Origin of the sequence: Oscillibacter acetigenes (assembly GCF_025567605.1) — a bacterium.
In the GTDB taxonomy this organism is placed as follows: domain Bacteria; phylum Bacillota; class Clostridia; order Oscillospirales; family Oscillospiraceae; genus Oscillibacter; species Oscillibacter welbionis.
Window position 1 is genome coordinate 81,076 of record NZ_JAOQKG010000002.1, and the last position, 17,283, is coordinate 98,358.

Here is a 17,283-nt window from a genome sequence, read left to right on the forward strand (position 1 = left end):
TTGATGACCACCGTACCCGGCAAGGCGGTGCTGGCGGTCTGTGCCGCCGCTATCTTTCTCTCCTTTGCCAGAGTGGTCAAGCTGACCCAGCCCATTGAATATCGGAGGTGACGGACATGACGATCTTATTGTTCCTTTTCGGCGTGGCCGTTGCCGCGGGTCTGTTCTTCATTCTGGCGGACATTCTGAAGCTGCCCCGCCTCTCCACGGAGAAGGCCCTCCTATCCGCAGGGCGAGCCGAGAAAAAGCGGATGAAGTCGCTGGACGCGATCTTCCTTGGCTGGGCTATCAAGCTCTCCAAGTATATCCAAATGGATGAATACAAGAGGCATCGGCTGGAGCGCACGCTGAGTGCCGCCGGCATGGATATGACGCCGGAGGTCTACTTGGCCTATACCATTCTCAAGCCTGCCGCCGCGCTGCTGGCGGTCATTCCGTGTCTGCTGATCTTTCCTCTGCTCTCGCCCATCGTGGTGCTGCTGTCGATATTGCTTTACTTCAAGGAGAGCCGCAAGGCAGATGAAATGGTTGCAGAACGCCGCGAGAAGATCGAGGGTGAACTGCCCCGCTTTGTTGCCACAGTGGAGCAGGAGCTGGGAGCCAGCCGCGATGTGCTGACGATCTTGGAAAACTACAAGCGTCACGCCGGTCCCGACTTCGCCCGTGAGCTGGATGTGCTGACGGCGGATATGCGCTCGTCTTCTTACGAAGCGGCACTGGTGCGCTTCGAGGGCAGGCTGGCGTCGCCCATGCTCTCGGACATCGTGCGCGGGCTCATCGGCGTCCTGCGCGGCGATGACGGGCGCGTCTATTTTCAGATGCTCTCGCACGATATGAAACAGCTGGAGCTTCAGCGGCTCAAGGCGCAGGCGGCAAAGATCCCGCCCAAGATCCGTGTGTACTCCTTCGTTATGCTGGTCTGCTTTATGCTCATCTACATTGTGGTCATCCTCATGCAGATCCTCACCTCGATGGGAGGGCTGTTCGGATGATGAAGCACACATGGAAGAAACGCTCCGGCGAGGGCTACATCGATACCTGCGTCCTCATCCTCTGCGCCATGCTGGTGATCGCATTGGCGGTGAAGGTGCTGCCGGTGTATGTGGCGAAGCAGCAGCTCGACACCTTCGCCGCCGAGCTGGTGCGGGAAGCCGAGATCACCGGCAGGGTCGGGAGTGAAACGACCTCACGCGCGCAGGTGCTGTCTGAGCGGTTGGAGATCGACCCGGACATCCGCTGGTCCCGCACCGGCCGCATCCAGCTCAATGAGGAGGTGACGGTGACGCTGACCCTGGATGTGGACATCGGCTTTGGCGGGCTTGGCAGCTTCCCCATTGAGCTGACGGCACAGGCCAGCGGCAGATCGGAGGTGTATTGGAAGTGAGAAAACGACTCTTGCGCTCCCGCTCCGGTGAGGGCTATCCCATGGTCATCGCTGTGACCCTCTGCCTGCTCATGCTCTTTATGGTCATAGCGGAATATTTCCGGGTGAACATCATCGTGCAGGGTGTGCGGGACGCGGTGCAGCAGGCGGTCATTGCCACGGTCAATGAGAACTATGACGATGTGTACCACTCTGTGCGGGAGGGCTATGCAGCAGGCTGGTTCCCGGAGGGGGACGGCGAGTGGTTCGAGTCCATTGACGCCGGTGACATCTACGGCAACCTGTCCTATATTCTTGGCCTTACCAAAGATGGCGAAGGCTACATGAAATACGCCGTAAACGAGCTGGAATATACGCTCTCCGACCTGTCCGTTCATATCTCCAACAACGCCATCGCCTCAGGCCGGAGCGAGGGGTATCTCGCAACCGCCACCCTCCATCTGGAGATCCCCACCCGCTTTGCCGGACGGGTGCTGCCGCCCGTGAGCCTAAATCTGCAGGTGCAGGCCAAGTATATCCCGAAGTTTTAGTTCTTTTCACTTCTTGCAGTAGACTTCCGAAGAAAGCTGTGGTATGTTCGGGATAAGAAGAAAAACCACTGACCCCTACAAAGGAGGAGTTCGACCTATGACAGACAAAACAAAACGCATCATCCTCATTGCGGCAGGCGTCCTGCTCTGCGCGGCACTGGTGGTGGGGATCGTCAGCCGCCTTGCGGCGGTGCCCATGCCCATCGACCCCGCCATCCCGGACGATACACCCAACACGAAAGATCCGGTAGTGAACATCAGCGATCCAGAGGTAAAGGTGGATAGCAGGACGGATGGTAAACAGCATGATCCCGGCAGGGATGCTGACAGCTCCGGCACAGAGCAGACCATTCAGGGTGCGCCCACCAAGCCGGATGCACCGGAGCATCCCGGCAAGACGGAGAAGGACCATGCGGCGGACGATGTGCCGGAAGCGGACCGCAACAAGGAAACGCCGCCCACCTACAAGCCGGAGCAGACTGAGGAGAAGCCCCAGCCCACGGAGCCTGCGGGCGGCAGCACCAATGATGCCGGACAGGTATATGTCCCCGGTTTCGGCTACATCACGCCCAGCGGTCCCAACACAGTCATCGATGGGCAGGACATCTATGAGAACGGCAACAAGATCGGTATCATGGGCGGCTAAGCCCGCCCTTCCAAGAGAGACACGGCTGAGAAACGGCCGTGTCTCTTTTTATCTTCACAACTGGAGGAATGCGTATGAAAAGGATCATATCCCTGCTGCTGGCATTGGTGATAGCGATATCCGCCGCTATTCCTGCCTATGCCACAGGGGACGGTAACATGGACAGCGGCGGCAGCGGCATGGGGGACGGCACAAAGACCAACTACTGGAATCCCGGCATGGACGGAGTGAGATTATCTGTCGTTCATGCTGACAACAGAGCAGTTATTGGAAGTGTGGTGGATTGGAGCAATCAGAAGCCCAACGCAAACATTGCTCATTTCGGAAAAGTGTCCAAGCTCTCCTATAATACTGGGAGAACCTTATCTCCCGCGGTGGGTGGCTATGTCTGCGTGCAGCCAACGCAGAAGCTGCCCAAGATCATCTCCACCGGCAGCAGTAAGGCCAGCATCGCCGCGACTCGCAGCTATTTCACCGATGAACAGGTCATCCGAGCGATTGCCGGATATGTGGGAATCGACTTTGATTTGCTTATCAGTGGAGATTACAGAATCGTGGTGGAGCCGCTGGCCTATCTCTGCTACAACGGTCAGCAGTTCGCCATGACCGCCACGGAAGCGGCTCTGTATGACCAGGTCGTCAACGGCGATCTCAGAAAGAAGCTGGGTACGCTCACCCATAAAAATCTGCCGCTGGCGATTTTTCTGGAGGAAGCGGATCTCGGCTACGCCGCATGGTCCGGCAGCCGCACGGATAAGGCGTCCAACGGCGACATCATCTCCTCTCTTGGTATTGGCATCGTCCGCTTCAACGAGGTGACCACGCCGCCCGATCCCGGCGAATATGACTACGAATACCGCGTCAACACAGAAGTTATCACCTCCGTGGAGGTGCGCGGTGGCCAGTCTGACCCGGACAACCCTGTATCGGTACGCTTTAACATTCAGGGCAGGACTTACACTGTCAGCAATGTCTACTACCCGGACGGCGACAGCCAGCTGGCATGGGTGCGCTGGCGAACTCCCGCGGAACCCTGCGTCATAACGATTTCCGTCAGCGTGTACGGCGGCGGCTCGGCACAGGGTACCATCACCTGTAATATCGTGGATCTGGACGGCAACGACCCTCCCAATCCCCTGGCGGATGACCGCAACAACGGCTTCAGGCCGGCGTCTGTTCTCGAAAAGGAGCAGGTGACTTCGGCGTCCTGGGGCATCTGGTCACCGTGGTGGCAGGAGAATTGGGAGTGGGTAGAAAACTGGCAGAAATGCTGGCACACAGACCGCTGGACGGATGCGGACGGCAAGACCCACAGGGACCGCTGGTACCATTGGGTGGATAACGGCTGGTGGGAGGATCATGGCTGGTGGGAGTTTGACTACAACGGCTACTCCGCAAGCCTGACTGCATCCATGCGCATCACGCCGGACGAGAAGAGCCCCACGGCGACCGCATCCACGCTGAAAAGCGGCTATGGCGTTCAGGAGAAGGTGACCGCAAAAGTCACCACAAATCAGAGTGCGGCGGTGACGGCAGCGCAGAATGCCGTGACCTATTTCCCGGAGTTTGGCTATGAGAACTATTGGCGGCTGCTGGAGGCAGAAATCTCCGGGCGAAGCACGACCTTCCAATTCAAAGCCAATCCCTACAGCACCTACAACCGCCGCACCCACTTCACGCCCATTTGGTACCCGGACGGCAGCTATACGCCCTACACATGGCTTCTGGATTGCTGGACGCCGGCAGGAATGCTCTCCATGAACCTGACGGACAGCGTCACCATCCGGGGGAATCTTTGGGAGGAGTGGCATATTGCTCCCGCAAAACAACGATAGAAACGGAGGAACTTATGAGAAAAAAGAGAATCCTGATTCTGACCGCCCTTGTGCTGCTTCTGTGCTGTGCTTTTTCCGCCACGGCCTTCGCTGCCGGCACAGGCGATGTAGCCAGCGCCGTGGAGAGCACCTGGAAAACGGCCTCCGGTCAGATCAAGACCGTGGTGAACAATGTGGTTTTTCCCGCCATCGACCTGATCCTGGCGGTATTCTTCTTCGCCAAGTTGGGGACGGCCTATTTCGACTTCAGAAAAAGCGGCCAGTTCGAGTGGACAGCTCCCGCCATCCTGTTCGCCTGCCTGGTGTTCACATTGACGGCTCCGCTGTACATCTGGCAGATCATCGGAATTTGAGGTATAGGCAATGTCTTTTTACGAACAGGAGCTTCGGAAGATCATCGGAGAACGGTACCCCGACGCTACTTATGTAGGCAGAGCCTGCTATGTGCGTCTGAGCGATATGAACCGGGCAAAGATCCAATTTGTCACTGGAATCGTCTCCAATCAGTACAATGCCCTGCAGCTGACGATCCTCAACCGCAGCGAAGGACAGGTGGATGCCCTGCGCCTGCGCTTCTCGGATCTGCTGGGGACAAAGATGACCTCAAATCCCAATTTCCGAAACGGCGTGGAGCCGCACATTTGGGATGACTATGGAAAGGTGAGCTGGTATGTGTATCACCCCACCCGGCAGGACTATGCGGTGCTGTCCGATGCGGTGTCAGACTATCTGGAGGTATTTCAGGATATGAGCCAGTCCGCTGACCGGGCGTGGGAGCAGACAATGTAACAAAAGTGTGATTTAAAGGCCGTACCAACTGTACGGCCTTTGCCATATCCCAAGCAGTTGGTACGGCTTCACCCGGAGGAGGTGAAACCGATCAATGTTCATTTGGGATTTTGTTGCCGCCAAGGTGTTAGGCCAGATCGTGGACTGGTTCTACAGTCAGATCGTAGGCTTTCTCGGCAACTTCTTCGCAGAGATGGGAAACATGGGCGCGGAGCTCTTCACCATGGATTGGGTGCAGAGCATCGTGCTGTTCTTCTCTTATTTGGCATGGGCACTCTACGGCACAGGGCTGGTGGTGGCCTGCTTTGAAACCGGCGTGGAGTATTCCAGCGGCCGCGGCAATATCCGTGAGACCGCCCTCAATGCCATCAAGGGCTTTATGGCTGTCAGCCTCTTCACCGTTGTTCCGGTCCGGCTTTATGAGCTGTGCGTTTCGCTGCAGGGGACCTTCACCGCGGCGCTCACCGGCTATGGGACTTCTATCGGGGATGTGGCCGGAGAGGTCATGCAGGAGTTCAACGCCGTGGAATCGATATCCGACCTGACGGCAGGGCCGCTGCTGGGCTTCGGCAGCATTACCAGCGGGATCATGATCCTGTTCTGCCTTATCCTCATGGCTTATGCCGTCGTCAAGGTTTTCTTCGCCAATCTGAAGCGCGGCGGCATCCTGCTCATCCAGATCGCCGTGGGAAGCCTCTATATGTTCAGTGTCCCTCGCGGATATACGGACGGCTTTATCCAATGGTGCAAGCAGATCATCGGCTTATGCCTGTCGGCGTTCTTGCAGGCGACGATCCTTGTCGCCGGACTTATGGTGTTCAAGGATCATGCCCTGTTAGGGCTTGGCCTCATGCTCTCTGCCGGCGAGATCCCCCGTATCGCCGGAGCCTTTGGACTGGATACCTCCACCAAGGCAAACCTCATGAGTGCTGTCTATACCGCACAGGCCGCCGTCAACACCACGCGCACGGTCGTACAGGCGGTGGCGAAATGAGCAGACTGACGATGGGCAGCTTGTTCGATGGAATCGGTGGATTCCCTTTGGCCGCGATCCGCAGTGGCATCACGCCGGTGTGGGCATCGGAGATCGAAGCCTTTCCCATTGAGGTGACAAAGCTGCGCTTCCCCGATATGGTTCATGTGGGCGACATCACAAAGCTGAATGGCGCAGAGCTGCCGCCCGTGGACATCATCTGCGGGGGCAGCCCATGCCAGGATTTGTCTGTTGCCGGCGCAAGGGCAGGTCTTGCGGGGGCGCGTTCCGGCCTTTTTATGGAGCAGATGCGCATCGTGCGCGAAATGCGGTTGGCAGAGAAAGCCCGTGGTCAGGAGGGTGTCAACATACGGCCGCGCTGGATGTGTTGGGAGAATGTGCCGGGTGCTTTTTCGAGCGGAACCCCGAAGTACGAGGATTTTCGGATCGTGATGGAGGAGATCGTGCGGATCTGCTTTCCCAATGAGCTTATCCCAAGCCCCTATCCTTACGGATGGCCTGACGCCGGTGAGCTCACGGCAGGCGGTGCGTTTTCTCTTGCATGGCGCTGTCTTGACGCTCAATTTTGGGGCGTCGCGCAGCGTCGCAAGCGTATTTTTCTCCTTGCTGACTTCGCCGGACCGCTTGCGCCGCAGCTATTATTTGATGTATTTGGCGAAACGGGAAACTGCGGGAAGGAGGTCACATAGATGTACCGATTCGATGCAAACGGGCAGCTGATGATGCTTGAATTGGAAGCAGCCGAAAGGACCGGGGCTCCGCCCAAGCGCAGACCGGGCAAACCGGACTCCGAACTGATTTCGATCCCGTATTTCCACCTGGATCTGGTATCCGGTTCTGTCGACCTCTTCGGGCAGCGCCACTGGGAGCTCCGATCTCCATGGCGTAAAGGGAAACGCCCCCTCAATACCGGGGCTGCCCCCCGTATTCCGATCCGAGTCCCGCTCTCCGGCATACTGGAGGCAAACCCGGCGCAAAAGTATTATCTGTCGAAAGTCGCCTGCATTGGCATCCTGCGCCGAGCCTTTGAGCGCGGCAAGGAGCTGCCGAAGAAGCTGGAGCGTGCCCTAAAAATCCAAGCGGGGCTCATGCGCCCGGACGGACAGCCCACAGGATTAGAAGCGTACCACATCAACCAGCGAGACGAGGGCATCGACCTGCACGGCGTGTCAGGCGCATTGTTGGCAACGACGAATATGCAGATGCAGACCTTCGTGACGCAGCCGGACGATGCTGTGGAGGGCTTTGACGGCTACAACGGCGACCTGACCGGCGATGTGGCGGCCACGCTCGGCGTCAACTGTGGGATGTCCACCGGCAGAAACGGAGTCATGGCCTTTGCCGCCAATCAGCGGGACGAGGTGCGCGACCTGCATGATGTAGCGGGCGCGTTGCAAGCAAGTCCGGGAATGAAACAGCAGACCTTCGTGGCTGGTTTTTCTGCCGGGGCAGGTTCCAGCGCGGGCGGCATTGGATACAACGAATCGGTTGCTCCCACACTCAAGGGCAGCCCCGGAGGGAACTGTATGCCGTCGGTTTTGTGCCTCAACGACCAGGGTGGCAGCGTGATGAATTGCTCTGAAAATATATCCGGCACGCTGCGGGCGCAGGAGCATGGACACCAGCCTCTCGTATATGAAAATCACGGCATCGACAGCCGCTACACCGGCCCGCACAAGGTAGCCCCTACCATGTCCGCACGATACGGCACGGGCGGCAACAACGTGCCGCTGGTCGAGCAGGAGGCAGATGCCATCTGCATTGCAGGCAATACGGTCGACCGGCAGCCGCAGAACGGCGGCAACGGTCTTGGCTGTCAGGATGACTTGGCGTATACTTTGACCGCCACAGACCGCCACGCGGTCTACAGCCGCCAGCGTGTGGATGACTTTCGGCATAATGATGTGGCAAGTACCCAGAGTGCCCGTCAGTACAAGGACGCAACCGACCTGATTTGCCAACAGGCAGAAGCCTGTGCCCATCTCATCCGTCGTCTTACTCCGCTGGAGTGTGAAAGACTGCAGGGCTTCCCGGACGGCTGGACGGACATCCCCAACGCATCGGACTCCGCCCGCTACAAAGCCCTCGGCAACAGTGTGGCGATACCCTGCGTGGAGTTTATCATGTCGCGCATCGCTGCCGCGCTTTTATGAAGCACAGCGTTGACAACAGGGGTTAAGTCGGGGTATAATATCCCTGAAAGACGAGGTGACAGACATGGATAACAGGGAGCAGCTAAGGCGCATCACGGAACTGACCGAGCAGATCGCCGGACTGCCGAAGGGGTATCTTTCCAAAAAAACCATCGGCGGAAAGGTCTATTACTATCACCAGTGGTCGGAAAACGGCGTCAAGCAGAGCCGCTATCTGCACGACAGTGAGATCGCGCCGCTGGCAGATAAAATCGAAAAGCGCAAGGAACTGCAGGCGCAGCTGCGCATGCTGAAATCACAGAAAAGCAGACGAAATGAGGCGACAGGTATGAAATGCACCTTTATGCATAAACGAACCCCCGTGGCAGAGCTCGATCTGGACGATGTGACCGGCTTTATACAAAAAATTGGCAGTGTCTACGCACCGGAGCATCTGCCTATCGGCATCCCTGTGCGAAACGAGATCGCCGACCGTGCGGCGTTTAACGACTGGTGGCGGGATCGCTCTATTCCGGCAAGCCGCAGCGGTGTGCGGGAAGCACTGGAATCGTTGGGGGTGGCAGACACCAAAATGCTGCTCGTCCGCTGCTACGGGCTGAGCCTCTCGGATCAGTACTGGATCTGTCCGGAAGGCGCGGAGCTTCGGTGGGAGGACATCAACTTTTTCCAAAATGATTTCTCGGAGGACATCGGGGATGTGCTGTTCGGAGAAAGAAAGAAGAAGGACGCACTCAATTTCAGTTCCCCCGACAGCACATCGGACGGCAATCTGAAAAAGCGGTGGAAGATCATCGATGGGAAGCGATGCCTGATCAAGGGCGGCAGCAATCCGTTCCGGCAGCAGCCGTTCAACGAGGTGATCGCCTCCGGCATCATGGAGCGGCTCGGCATTCCTCATGTATCATATACAGTCATCTGGAGCAAGGATGCACCCTACTCGGTCTGTGAGGATTTTGTTACGGAGAATACGGAGTTGATCCCGGCGTGGAGGCTGCTGCAGGCGAAAAAGCAGAAGAACAGCGCCTCCCGATACCGGCATCTATTGGAGTGCTGCGAGCTGCTCGGCATCGGGAACATTACGCCGTTTTTAGACCGGATGCTGGTGCTGGACTATATCATCGCAAACGAGGATCGCCACTTCAATAACTTTGGGGCACTGCGAAACGCGGAAACGCTGGAATGGCTCGGTATGGCTCCGATCTATGACAGCGGCTCCTCCCTTGGCTATGATAAGATGCCCGGTCAGATGCGCTCGGAAAAGGATGTGATCTGCAAACCCTTCAAAAACCACCACGCCGAGCAGCTGAAGCTGGTGACCGATTTTGATTGGATCGACTTTGATCGCCTCTCCGATGTAGACGAGCTGATCTCCAGCGTACTGTCTTGCGAGGAAGCTGCCGACTATATCGATGAGGGACGTATCCATGCGATCACGGAAAGCGTGCAGCGCCGGATCGGTCATCTGCAGGAGCTTGCGATGACGCAGACGCCACGGCAGCTCGATACCACCGAGGACGATGTCCGAGAGGAAGTTGCCGCGGATTACGCGCCAAAAATGGAGCTGTAATGCAAATACAGCGTAAGAGCAATGGATCAGCCGCTTTGCGAATCGCAGGGCGGCTGATCTTTTCATTCCCTTGCCTGTTGGCTGCGGACGGCATAGCCGCTTTGGTGGTATCGCTTCTGTTTTGCTATGCTTCTTCGTTAGACTTGGTGAATAGCTTTCCGCGCCTTCTTCCGGTATGCTTTGCTTGCAAAATCGAGGAAAGGAGCAGAACCGATGGAGGGAAAAAAGAACCTCTGTGCCATGATATCCACCGAGCTCCACGGAAAAATCATGGCAGAAAAAGAACAGCTGGAGCTGAACACTCTGGCGGAATATGTGGAGCGCATCTTCACCGAACACTTCGAAGGAGGACAGATCAGCATGAAAGCAGAACGCACCTTGGCGGTACAGATCCCGGCAGAGCTCTTCGAGCGGCTGAAGGAATATCTGGCAGCCCGCAACCTCAAGCAAAAGCAGTTCCTCATCCAGCTCATCGAGAATGCGCTGGATGACACGGAAGCGGAGTGACCATTCATCATAGGAGGCGCGGGAACACCCGCGGCCTCCCTCATTCTCATTGGAGGTAATCAGCCATGTACATTTACCCGGACAACCTGTCCGCAAAGGCCACGCTGTGGCTGTGGGAGCTGCGGGACATCGGCATCATCGGCGTTGGGCTTCTTCTCTCTGTCCTGGCGCTGACCCAGACCGGCATCGCCCTGCCGCTGGTGGTGACGGCGGTCTTCGCCTTCCTGACGATCCGGCATGAGGGCACCAGCATTCTGGACTTCATCCGCTATGCCGCTGCCTTCCTGCTGACAAAACAACAATACTACGAATGGAGGCTCGACCCATGAGCAGAAAGCAGAAAAAGAAAGATGCCCGTGAGCAGTCCACCCGGCAGCTCATGGGCATTGATGTCATTACCGACTATGGCATCGCCACCCGCATGGGGGAGCTGGTGTTCTTTGCCATCAAGCCCACCAATATCTCCGTTCTGCCGGACGCCGGCGTGGGCGCAAGGATCTATGCCCTGCTCAATGTGGTCAAGGGTATGGCGGAGATCGAGATGTTGGCGTTAAATTCCAAGGAGTCCTTTGAGAACAACAAGGCATTCTATCGCCAGCGGGCAAACGAGGAGGAGCTGCCCGTCATTCGAAAGCTACTGGAGCAGGACAGCAAGCACCTGGATCGTATTCAGGTGCTCATGGCATCCAGCCGGGAGTTCTATATCCTCGTCCGGCTGCAGGGTAAAAAGGAATCCGATGTGTTCAGCTACCTCTCCCGCATCGAAAAAAGCATCAAGGATAACGGCTTCACCGTCCGTCGTGCCACCGAGGAGGATCTCAAAAGGATGCTGGGAGTCTACTTTGAGCAGAACGTGACCACCGAGCGGTACGAGGATCACGACGGCGAACGCTGGGTGCTTTTCGGAGAGTGAGCGTATGCAGTATAGACACCTGCGCATCGACTACATGGAGGACTGCGGACCCAACGAGGGCGGCTATTACTGCCAAGTGTTCCGCGCATCGGACGACAAGCAGATCGACGATTTCTGCATCCACTCTGATGAGATCACGGCTGAAACGGACCCAGAGGATATGATCCGAAGCTACATCGACCGTATGTGCCACGCATACCGCCGAGAAGGACAGCTTGAAGCACCGGGTTTTTCACAGCTTACCATGTAAAGCTATGCAGAAAGGGGAACAGCCATATTGAAAAAACAAGTGAAAAAAACCATATCCCAAAACCATGAGGGTCTCCGCATCAAATCCTTCCTGGATATGATCGCACCCTCCGTGGTGCAGTTTAATCCCGACCACTTCATCTGCGGCAACACCTTCCGCTGCGTGTGGGCTCTGCGGGAATACCCTACCCAGACCGACGAGCAGGCTCTGCTGCGGCATCTGGGCGAGAAGGACGGGATCACCCTGCGTATCTATACCAGGCAGCTCACCCCTGCCGAGGAAAAGCGCATCATCCAGAATGCCGCCAACAAAAACCGCATGGGCAGCTCCAACACAAATGATCTGCAGCAGACGATCACGGCGGAAAGCAATCTGCAGGACATGATCTCCATGGAGGGCAGCCGCCACCGCAACAAGGAGCCATTATTCCACTGTGCCGTTTACATTGAGCTGACCGCTTCGGATCATAACACGCTCAAGCTGCTCCAGACCGATGTGCTGACGGAGCTGGTGCGAAGCAAACTCAATGTGGACAGGCTCCTGCTCCGCCAGCAGCAGGGCTTCTGCTGCGCCAGCCCTGTGGGATACAATGCCTTCGGAGCGCAGTTCGAGCGTGTCCTGCCGGCAAGCTCTGTAGCAAATCTCTATCCCTTCAATTACAGCGGTAAAACGGACGCAAAGGGCTTCTATGTCGGACGGGACAAGTATGGCAGCAACATCCTCGTGGACTTCGACCAGCGTGACGAGGACAAGACTTCCGCCAACATCCTTATCCTCGGCAACTCCGGTCAGGGGAAAAGCTATCTGATGAAGCTCCTCATCCTCAATCTGCTGGAGTCCGGCAAATCAATTATCACGCTGGATGCCGAGCATGAGCAGCAGGAAATGTGCGAGGCTGTCGGCGGCTGCTTTGCCGACCTTATGGCCGGTAAGTACATCATCAATGTGCTGGAGCCGAAATGTTGGGATGACGGCGGCGACCCGGACGATACAGCCGCCCCGGAAGCCTTCCGAAAAAGCACCCTGCTGGCGCAGCACATTTCCTTCCTCAAGGACTTCTTCCGCGCCTACAAGGATTTCTCGGATGCCCATATCGACACCATTGAGATCATGCTCTCCAAGCTGTATGGAAAATGGGGCATCACAGAGCGGACCAATTTCCGCCGTATGCGCTCGGAGGACTATCCCATCCTCTCTGATCTCTATGACCTGATCGAGGCGGAGTACAAAAGCTATGACATGGCCGCCCACCAGCTTTACACCGAGCAGATCCTGCGTGAGGTGCTGCTGGGGCTGCACTCCATGTGCAAGGGCGCGGACGCGCAGTTTTTCAATGGGCACACCAACATCACCTCCAGCCGCTTCCTCGTTTTCGGTGTGAAAGGACTGCTGGGCGCAGCGAAGAATGTCCGCAACGCCATGCTATTCAATATTCTGTCGTTCCTGTCGGATAAGCTGCTGACCGAGGGCAATACCGTGGCGGCGCTGGACGAGCTGTATATCTGGCTGTCCAATCCCACAGCCATTGAGTACATCCGAAACTGCCTCAAGCGTGTCCGCAAAAAGGAATCTGCCATGCTGCTGGCAAGTCAGAATCTGGAGGATTTTGACCAGGAGGGTATCCGTGAGATGACAAAGCCGCTATTCAGCATCCCGCCTCACCAGTTCCTGTTCAACGCAGGCTCCATCGACAAGCGCAGCTATATGGAGATGCTCCAGCTGGATGAGGCGGAATACAATCTCATCAAGTTTCCCCAGCGTGGCGTGTGTCTGTACAAGTGCGGCAACGAGCGATATCTGCTGGAGGTACACGCCCCTGCATACAAGGAAAAGCTGTTTGGCACAGCGGGTGGCCGCTGATGGCAGTAACCGCGGGTATGATCGCCAAAGCCGCGGCGACAGCCCTTTCCAACGAGAAGCTCCGCAAAGGGATCGGCTGGGGGCTGGTCGCTGTTCTCTCGCCCGTCATCCTCCTGATCGCCGCGCTGTGCTCCATCGGCACAGGCGGTGCAGATCACAACAACCAGGCGGTAGCTGCAGCCTTCTATGGCGTGAGTTACTCAACAGAAGTACCCGCAGCATTCCGGTATCATATTGAGGAGATGCGCTCCGCGTTTTCTCTTCTGGATTCGGCGGTCGCCTCCGTCAACGGGCGGACGGAAGGCGGAAACAGCCTTGACCCGATCCGAGTCAAGGCTGTTTTTTATGCCCTCTGCTTTGGCGAGAACGCTCCCGGCAGACGGGCGGCAAACCGCTTTGTGGAGTGCTTCTACACTTGGGAAACCCGTACTCGCACGGTAGAAGTTGAGAACGAGGACGGAACGGTCACCAGTACAGAAGAAGAATACACCGTCGCTGTTCCGGTTTCGCTATATCAGGTGTATGCCAATCTGGAAGCGGAGCTGGGCCGGACGATCACGGAGGATGACAAGAGCAACATCAACCACATCTATACCATGATCGCCGGTGCCGCAGGCGGCGGCAGCTACAGCGGCGAGTTCCTTCGCGGGGATGGAAGCAGTATCGACTTGGACATCTCCACCTTTACAGATCCTACTACCAAGAATGCCGCCGATCTTGTTACCTATGCGGTTCATGCATGGGAGTCCAGCTGGGGCTATGTCTGGGGCACCTATGGTAATATGCTGACGGAGTCACTCCTCACCTACAAGGTGTCGCAATACCCGGACGGTGTTGGCAATCATGAGAACTTCATCCGTGGTCACTGGCTGGGCGGCAGGACCGCCGACTGCGTAGGGCTCATCAAGGGCTACAGCTGGCTGTCCCCGGAAACGATGACCATCGACTATGGTACCCATGGGATGCCGGATATCGGCGCAAACCAGATGTACTATAACGCCAGGGAATCCGGCCCCATTAGCACAATGCCGGACATTCCCGGCCTTGCGGTTTGGCATGAGGGACACATCGGTGTTTACATCGGCGGCGGTCAGGTCGTCGAAGCTATGGGGACAAGGTATGGTGTCGTCAAAACGGAGCTGGTGGGCCGCGGCTGGACGCACTGGCTGAAGGTGCCGTATATCAATTATGACTGAGGAGGATCGAATGGAATTTCCAAAAGATGAAGTAAAGAACAAAGTCGTCTGGACAAAAGGCGCAGACTTTACTGACGGATCACCGCGATACACCTTCGAGGGACGCGACCCCGCCACGACCTATGAACGATTTCAGGTCGTTATCTATACAGAGATGGAGCGCCGATATGCACACGACCCCGGAAGCCTCTGTAATCACTATTATGGTTATGTGCGCGACGACAAAATGGAGTGTGCTGAAACGATTGGACCGTACTATTCTGTGCGGGAGGCAAAGCAGAAAACGCTGGAATTGTTTAATTCGTTCGTGCAGCAATACGCCGCTCAAGAATTAGACAGTACTACACCGGAATCTGCGGATTACGGACAGGATGATCAGCAAGAGCATTTTCAATACCAATGGGCAGGGGGAACACCGCAGAGGAAGTATGCAGACATGCTGGACAAGCTGATTCCGCAGCACGATGCGCACACCACCGCAGCGTGGATCGCCTTCGCTGAGGAGTTGGCAGACGGTGTGGAAAACGGCTTTGAGCGAGAAGCGGTCTCGCTGGTCGCGGCCTTTCAAGAGATCTCTGAGCGATTCGATCCCAAAGTGGTGAACACGATCTATCAGACCATCCATGTACCGGACAACGCCCTGCTGAGTAACGAGATCATTCCGGCAGCAGAGGCCGCAGAGCAGGGTGCGAGTGTACAGGAGATTTCCGACATGGCGGCAGACGGCCTGTTCGGAGGCGGTCCAATGCCCACGCTGAAGATGTAGGAGGAATGGGACATGGCCTATGTGAAAGCAATCCCACCGTCCGTGGTCTATCATCTGACGAGGATGGAAAACCTCGACAGCGTTCTGGACGACGGCAAGATCCGCCGCTTCATGGACAGCGAGTGCTGGTTCTGTGAGAGCCTCGGCAAAATGAAAGCGTACATGGAGCAGACCGTAATGTGTGAGGGAAAGCCCTACTATGCCGTGAGCGGGCAACTCTGCCGCTATCCCAAATTTGTGCCGGAGGACTATGTTCTTCTCAAGCTCACGCCCTGCGGCTACGAAGATAATTGGTACCGCTGGAATCAGGAGATCCCTCCCGGCAGCCCGAAAGAGCTGGTGCAGGCGGCGAAGGAATTTTCAGGGCTGAAGATCGGCTACCGCGGCGACCTCACCTTCCGCAACGCGGAGGTCATCGATGTGGCGTTGTTTCTTACGGAGGAGATCGTGCAGAGAGAGTCGGTACAGACCACATCGGAACTGCAGGAGCTCCTATTTGAACACATCGAGCGTGAACAGCGGGAATACACCGATTCCCTCTACCGCATGACGCAGGGGCAGCTCATTGCCAACGCCGGGGAGATCGAGGCAAACAGGATTTGCTATAATGCCCTGCTCACCACAGCTTTTGAACGGGAGCAGTTGATCCTGCTTCTCTCTAATGACAAACCGCTTACCTCTGTAAGAGAGGCGTGGCAGGCAGAGCAGGCTGAAAACTATGACATGGGGTTCAGTCACACGATCCTACGGTTCTGCGAGGACATCCGGCAAGCGCAGCAACCGGAAATGACAATGTGAGAAACGAGGGGAATATGGACGATATCAGAAACACCTCTGCTCTCTTCGTCGGTGGACAAGATACAGCGCCCCATACAGAGCGGACGGCACGGGCGCTTTGGCAGCTTCTGTTCCAAAAGACAGAGAACGAGATGGCCGCATATATGAACAGCCTAAATCAGCTTCCCCGCAGTGAGCTGATCATGGCGGCAGACGAGATCTCCGCCATGGCGACCTGCCGCGCCGAGCTGATGGCGTTGGGCGAAGATCTCTCCCGAGAGAAGATGCTCTTCCTGCTGCGCCAGGAGAAGCCCTTGGAGCTTCTGAGCGAGGCTTGGATGGAGCGTCGGACCATGGATGAGGGTGAGCTCTTCCAGAGCCTGCTCATCGAAGTATATGAGGATGAGCATCAGCAGTTACTCAATGAGCCGCTGATGCTGTGATCGGAGGTGCGTTGCATGAACATGGCTCGTTATGAGCAGGAAACCATTATCAACTTCAACGAGGAAGAAAAGACCGCCGGTATTTACACCCACAACAAGGCACTGCGTCAGAAGCTGGCAGCACTGGCGCGTGACAGGCCGGAGGACTGCAGGCTCGTGAAGGCGTCCCGCAGCGGACGGGCAGTTGACTACACCATTCCAAAATCATGGATAAAGATCGTACCGCCGCGGATCGCAAGTGAAGCGCAAAAAGCAGCTCTTGCAAGGGCTCGGAAAGCGGCAAGTAAGCCGCTATGACCCCTGCGCGCGCAGCGTTTCAACAACACTTGTCTCGTGCCGAGGGTAGTTACATCACCCACAACACAAAAACGCCGAAAATAGCATATAGAAGGAGGACACGCACATGAAAAAAGCAACTGTCACCGTCACCTTTGACGATGAGAAGCTGGGCGCACTGGAGTTCTCGCTCCGCAAGGAACACTCCTCTGTGCAGGAGCACTTGGAGGATGCGCTGAACGCTCTGTATGAAAAAACCGTGCCGGAGCCGCTGCGGGAGTATCTGGACAGCAAGGCCGCTCCCGCGGCGGTGAAACCCAAGCGCACGGTCAAGCCCGCCGCACCCAAGCCGCAGAGCAGTGAGCCGAAGCCTGCGGCTGTGAAGGAGGGCAACTGA

At 56.8% G+C, this 17,283-nt stretch carries 21 protein-coding genes and 1 pseudogene; all 22 read left to right on the forward strand.

Annotation, left to right across the window (positions count from 1 at the left end; all coding sequences use genetic code 11):
- Positions 1-116: 116 nt before the first annotated feature.
- The 22 genes and pseudogenes from OCV80_RS04235 to OCV80_RS04340 all read left to right on the forward strand — a co-directional run bounded on the left by OCV80_RS04235 (position 117) and on the right by OCV80_RS04340 (position 17,283).
- Positions 117-992, forward strand: a complete 876-nt coding sequence (locus tag OCV80_RS04235) for a secretion protein F (protein WP_267288234.1) — start codon at positions 117-119, stop codon at positions 990-992.
- On the forward strand, positions 992-1,384 hold the full coding sequence (locus OCV80_RS04240) for a DUF4320 family protein (RefSeq protein ID WP_370867140.1): 393 nt from the start codon (positions 992-994) through the stop codon (positions 1,382-1,384). Before OCV80_RS04235 ends, OCV80_RS04240 begins: the two co-directional genes overlap by 1 nt.
- Positions 1,381-1,914, forward strand: a complete 534-nt coding sequence (locus OCV80_RS04245; protein WP_256151922.1) for a hypothetical protein — start codon at positions 1,381-1,383, stop codon at positions 1,912-1,914. Before OCV80_RS04240 ends, OCV80_RS04245 begins: the two co-directional genes overlap by 4 nt.
- 97 nt (positions 1,915-2,011) lie before the next feature.
- Positions 2,012-2,560, forward strand: coding sequence for a DUF6550 family protein (locus OCV80_RS04250; RefSeq protein WP_110440145.1), 549 nt, complete (start codon positions 2,012-2,014; stop codon positions 2,558-2,560).
- A 74-nt stretch (positions 2,561-2,634) separates the two neighbouring features.
- On the forward strand, positions 2,635-4,395 hold the full coding sequence (locus OCV80_RS04255; protein WP_110440146.1) for a hypothetical protein: 1,761 nt from the start codon (positions 2,635-2,637) through the stop codon (positions 4,393-4,395).
- Between the two features lie 14 nt (positions 4,396-4,409).
- The gene (locus tag OCV80_RS04260; protein ID WP_110440147.1) at positions 4,410-4,748 is read left to right on the forward strand and encodes a DUF3852 domain-containing protein; all 339 of its coding nucleotides are present in this window, start codon (positions 4,410-4,412) and stop codon (positions 4,746-4,748) included.
- Positions 4,749-4,758: 10 nt separating this feature from the next.
- The gene (locus tag OCV80_RS04265) at positions 4,759-5,184 is read left to right on the forward strand and encodes a hypothetical protein (RefSeq protein ID WP_110440148.1); all 426 of its coding nucleotides are present in this window, start codon (positions 4,759-4,761) and stop codon (positions 5,182-5,184) included.
- A gap of 94 nt (positions 5,185-5,278) precedes the next feature.
- On the forward strand, positions 5,279-6,178 hold the full coding sequence (locus OCV80_RS04270; RefSeq protein WP_110440149.1) for a conjugal transfer protein TrbL family protein: 900 nt from the start codon (positions 5,279-5,281) through the stop codon (positions 6,176-6,178).
- Positions 6,175-6,840: pseudogene (locus OCV80_RS04275) on the forward strand (DNA cytosine methyltransferase); the annotation flags it as partial. The gene OCV80_RS04270 and the pseudogene OCV80_RS04275, both read left to right, overlap by 4 nt.
- Before the next feature lie 27 nt (positions 6,841-6,867).
- Positions 6,868-8,331 carry a DNA cytosine methyltransferase gene (locus OCV80_RS04280; protein ID WP_110440150.1) on the forward strand — a complete coding sequence of 488 codons (1,464 nt, stop codon included), beginning with the start codon at positions 6,868-6,870 and terminating at the stop codon, positions 8,329-8,331.
- A gap of 64 nt (positions 8,332-8,395) precedes the next feature.
- Positions 8,396-9,898 carry a HipA domain-containing protein gene (locus tag OCV80_RS04285; RefSeq protein WP_267288235.1) on the forward strand — a complete coding sequence of 501 codons (1,503 nt, stop codon included), beginning with the start codon at positions 8,396-8,398 and terminating at the stop codon, positions 9,896-9,898.
- Positions 9,899-10,111: 213 nt separating this feature from the next.
- Positions 10,112-10,405 carry a 4-oxalocrotonate tautomerase gene (locus OCV80_RS04290; protein ID WP_110440151.1) on the forward strand — a complete coding sequence of 98 codons (294 nt, stop codon included), beginning with the start codon at positions 10,112-10,114 and terminating at the stop codon, positions 10,403-10,405.
- A gap of 65 nt (positions 10,406-10,470) precedes the next feature.
- Complete coding sequence (locus OCV80_RS04295; RefSeq protein WP_110440152.1) at positions 10,471-10,734, forward strand: hypothetical protein; 264 nt, start codon at positions 10,471-10,473, stop codon at positions 10,732-10,734.
- Positions 10,731-11,318 (forward strand): hypothetical protein, encoded by a 588-nt coding sequence (locus tag OCV80_RS04300; protein WP_110440153.1) that lies wholly within the window; start codon positions 10,731-10,733, stop codon positions 11,316-11,318. The genes OCV80_RS04295 and OCV80_RS04300 overlap by 4 nt, the downstream gene beginning before the upstream one ends.
- A gap of 4 nt (positions 11,319-11,322) precedes the next feature.
- Complete coding sequence (locus OCV80_RS04305) at positions 11,323-11,568, forward strand: hypothetical protein (RefSeq protein ID WP_110440154.1); 246 nt, start codon at positions 11,323-11,325, stop codon at positions 11,566-11,568.
- Positions 11,569-11,664: 96 nt separating this feature from the next.
- Positions 11,665-13,428, forward strand: a complete 1,764-nt coding sequence (locus tag OCV80_RS04310) for a VirB4 family type IV secretion system protein (protein WP_110441771.1) — start codon at positions 11,665-11,667, stop codon at positions 13,426-13,428.
- Positions 13,428-14,624 carry a hypothetical protein gene (locus tag OCV80_RS04315; protein WP_110440155.1) on the forward strand — a complete coding sequence of 399 codons (1,197 nt, stop codon included), beginning with the start codon at positions 13,428-13,430 and terminating at the stop codon, positions 14,622-14,624. Before OCV80_RS04310 ends, OCV80_RS04315 begins: the two co-directional genes overlap by 1 nt.
- Before the next feature lie 10 nt (positions 14,625-14,634).
- Entirely contained in the window at positions 14,635-15,390 is a 756-nt protein-coding gene (locus tag OCV80_RS04320) for a hypothetical protein (RefSeq protein WP_110440156.1), read from the forward strand.
- A gap of 12 nt (positions 15,391-15,402) precedes the next feature.
- Positions 15,403-16,188 carry a hypothetical protein gene (locus OCV80_RS04325; protein WP_256151929.1) on the forward strand — a complete coding sequence of 262 codons (786 nt, stop codon included), beginning with the start codon at positions 15,403-15,405 and terminating at the stop codon, positions 16,186-16,188.
- Between the two features lie 14 nt (positions 16,189-16,202).
- Complete coding sequence (locus OCV80_RS04330; protein ID WP_110440157.1) at positions 16,203-16,610, forward strand: hypothetical protein; 408 nt, start codon at positions 16,203-16,205, stop codon at positions 16,608-16,610.
- Positions 16,611-16,625: 15 nt separating this feature from the next.
- Positions 16,626-16,907 carry a hypothetical protein gene (locus tag OCV80_RS04335; RefSeq protein WP_110440158.1) on the forward strand — a complete coding sequence of 94 codons (282 nt, stop codon included), beginning with the start codon at positions 16,626-16,628 and terminating at the stop codon, positions 16,905-16,907.
- Positions 16,908-17,013: 106 nt separating this feature from the next.
- Positions 17,014-17,283, forward strand: a complete 270-nt coding sequence (locus OCV80_RS04340) for a DUF6103 family protein (RefSeq protein WP_110440159.1) — start codon at positions 17,014-17,016, stop codon at positions 17,281-17,283.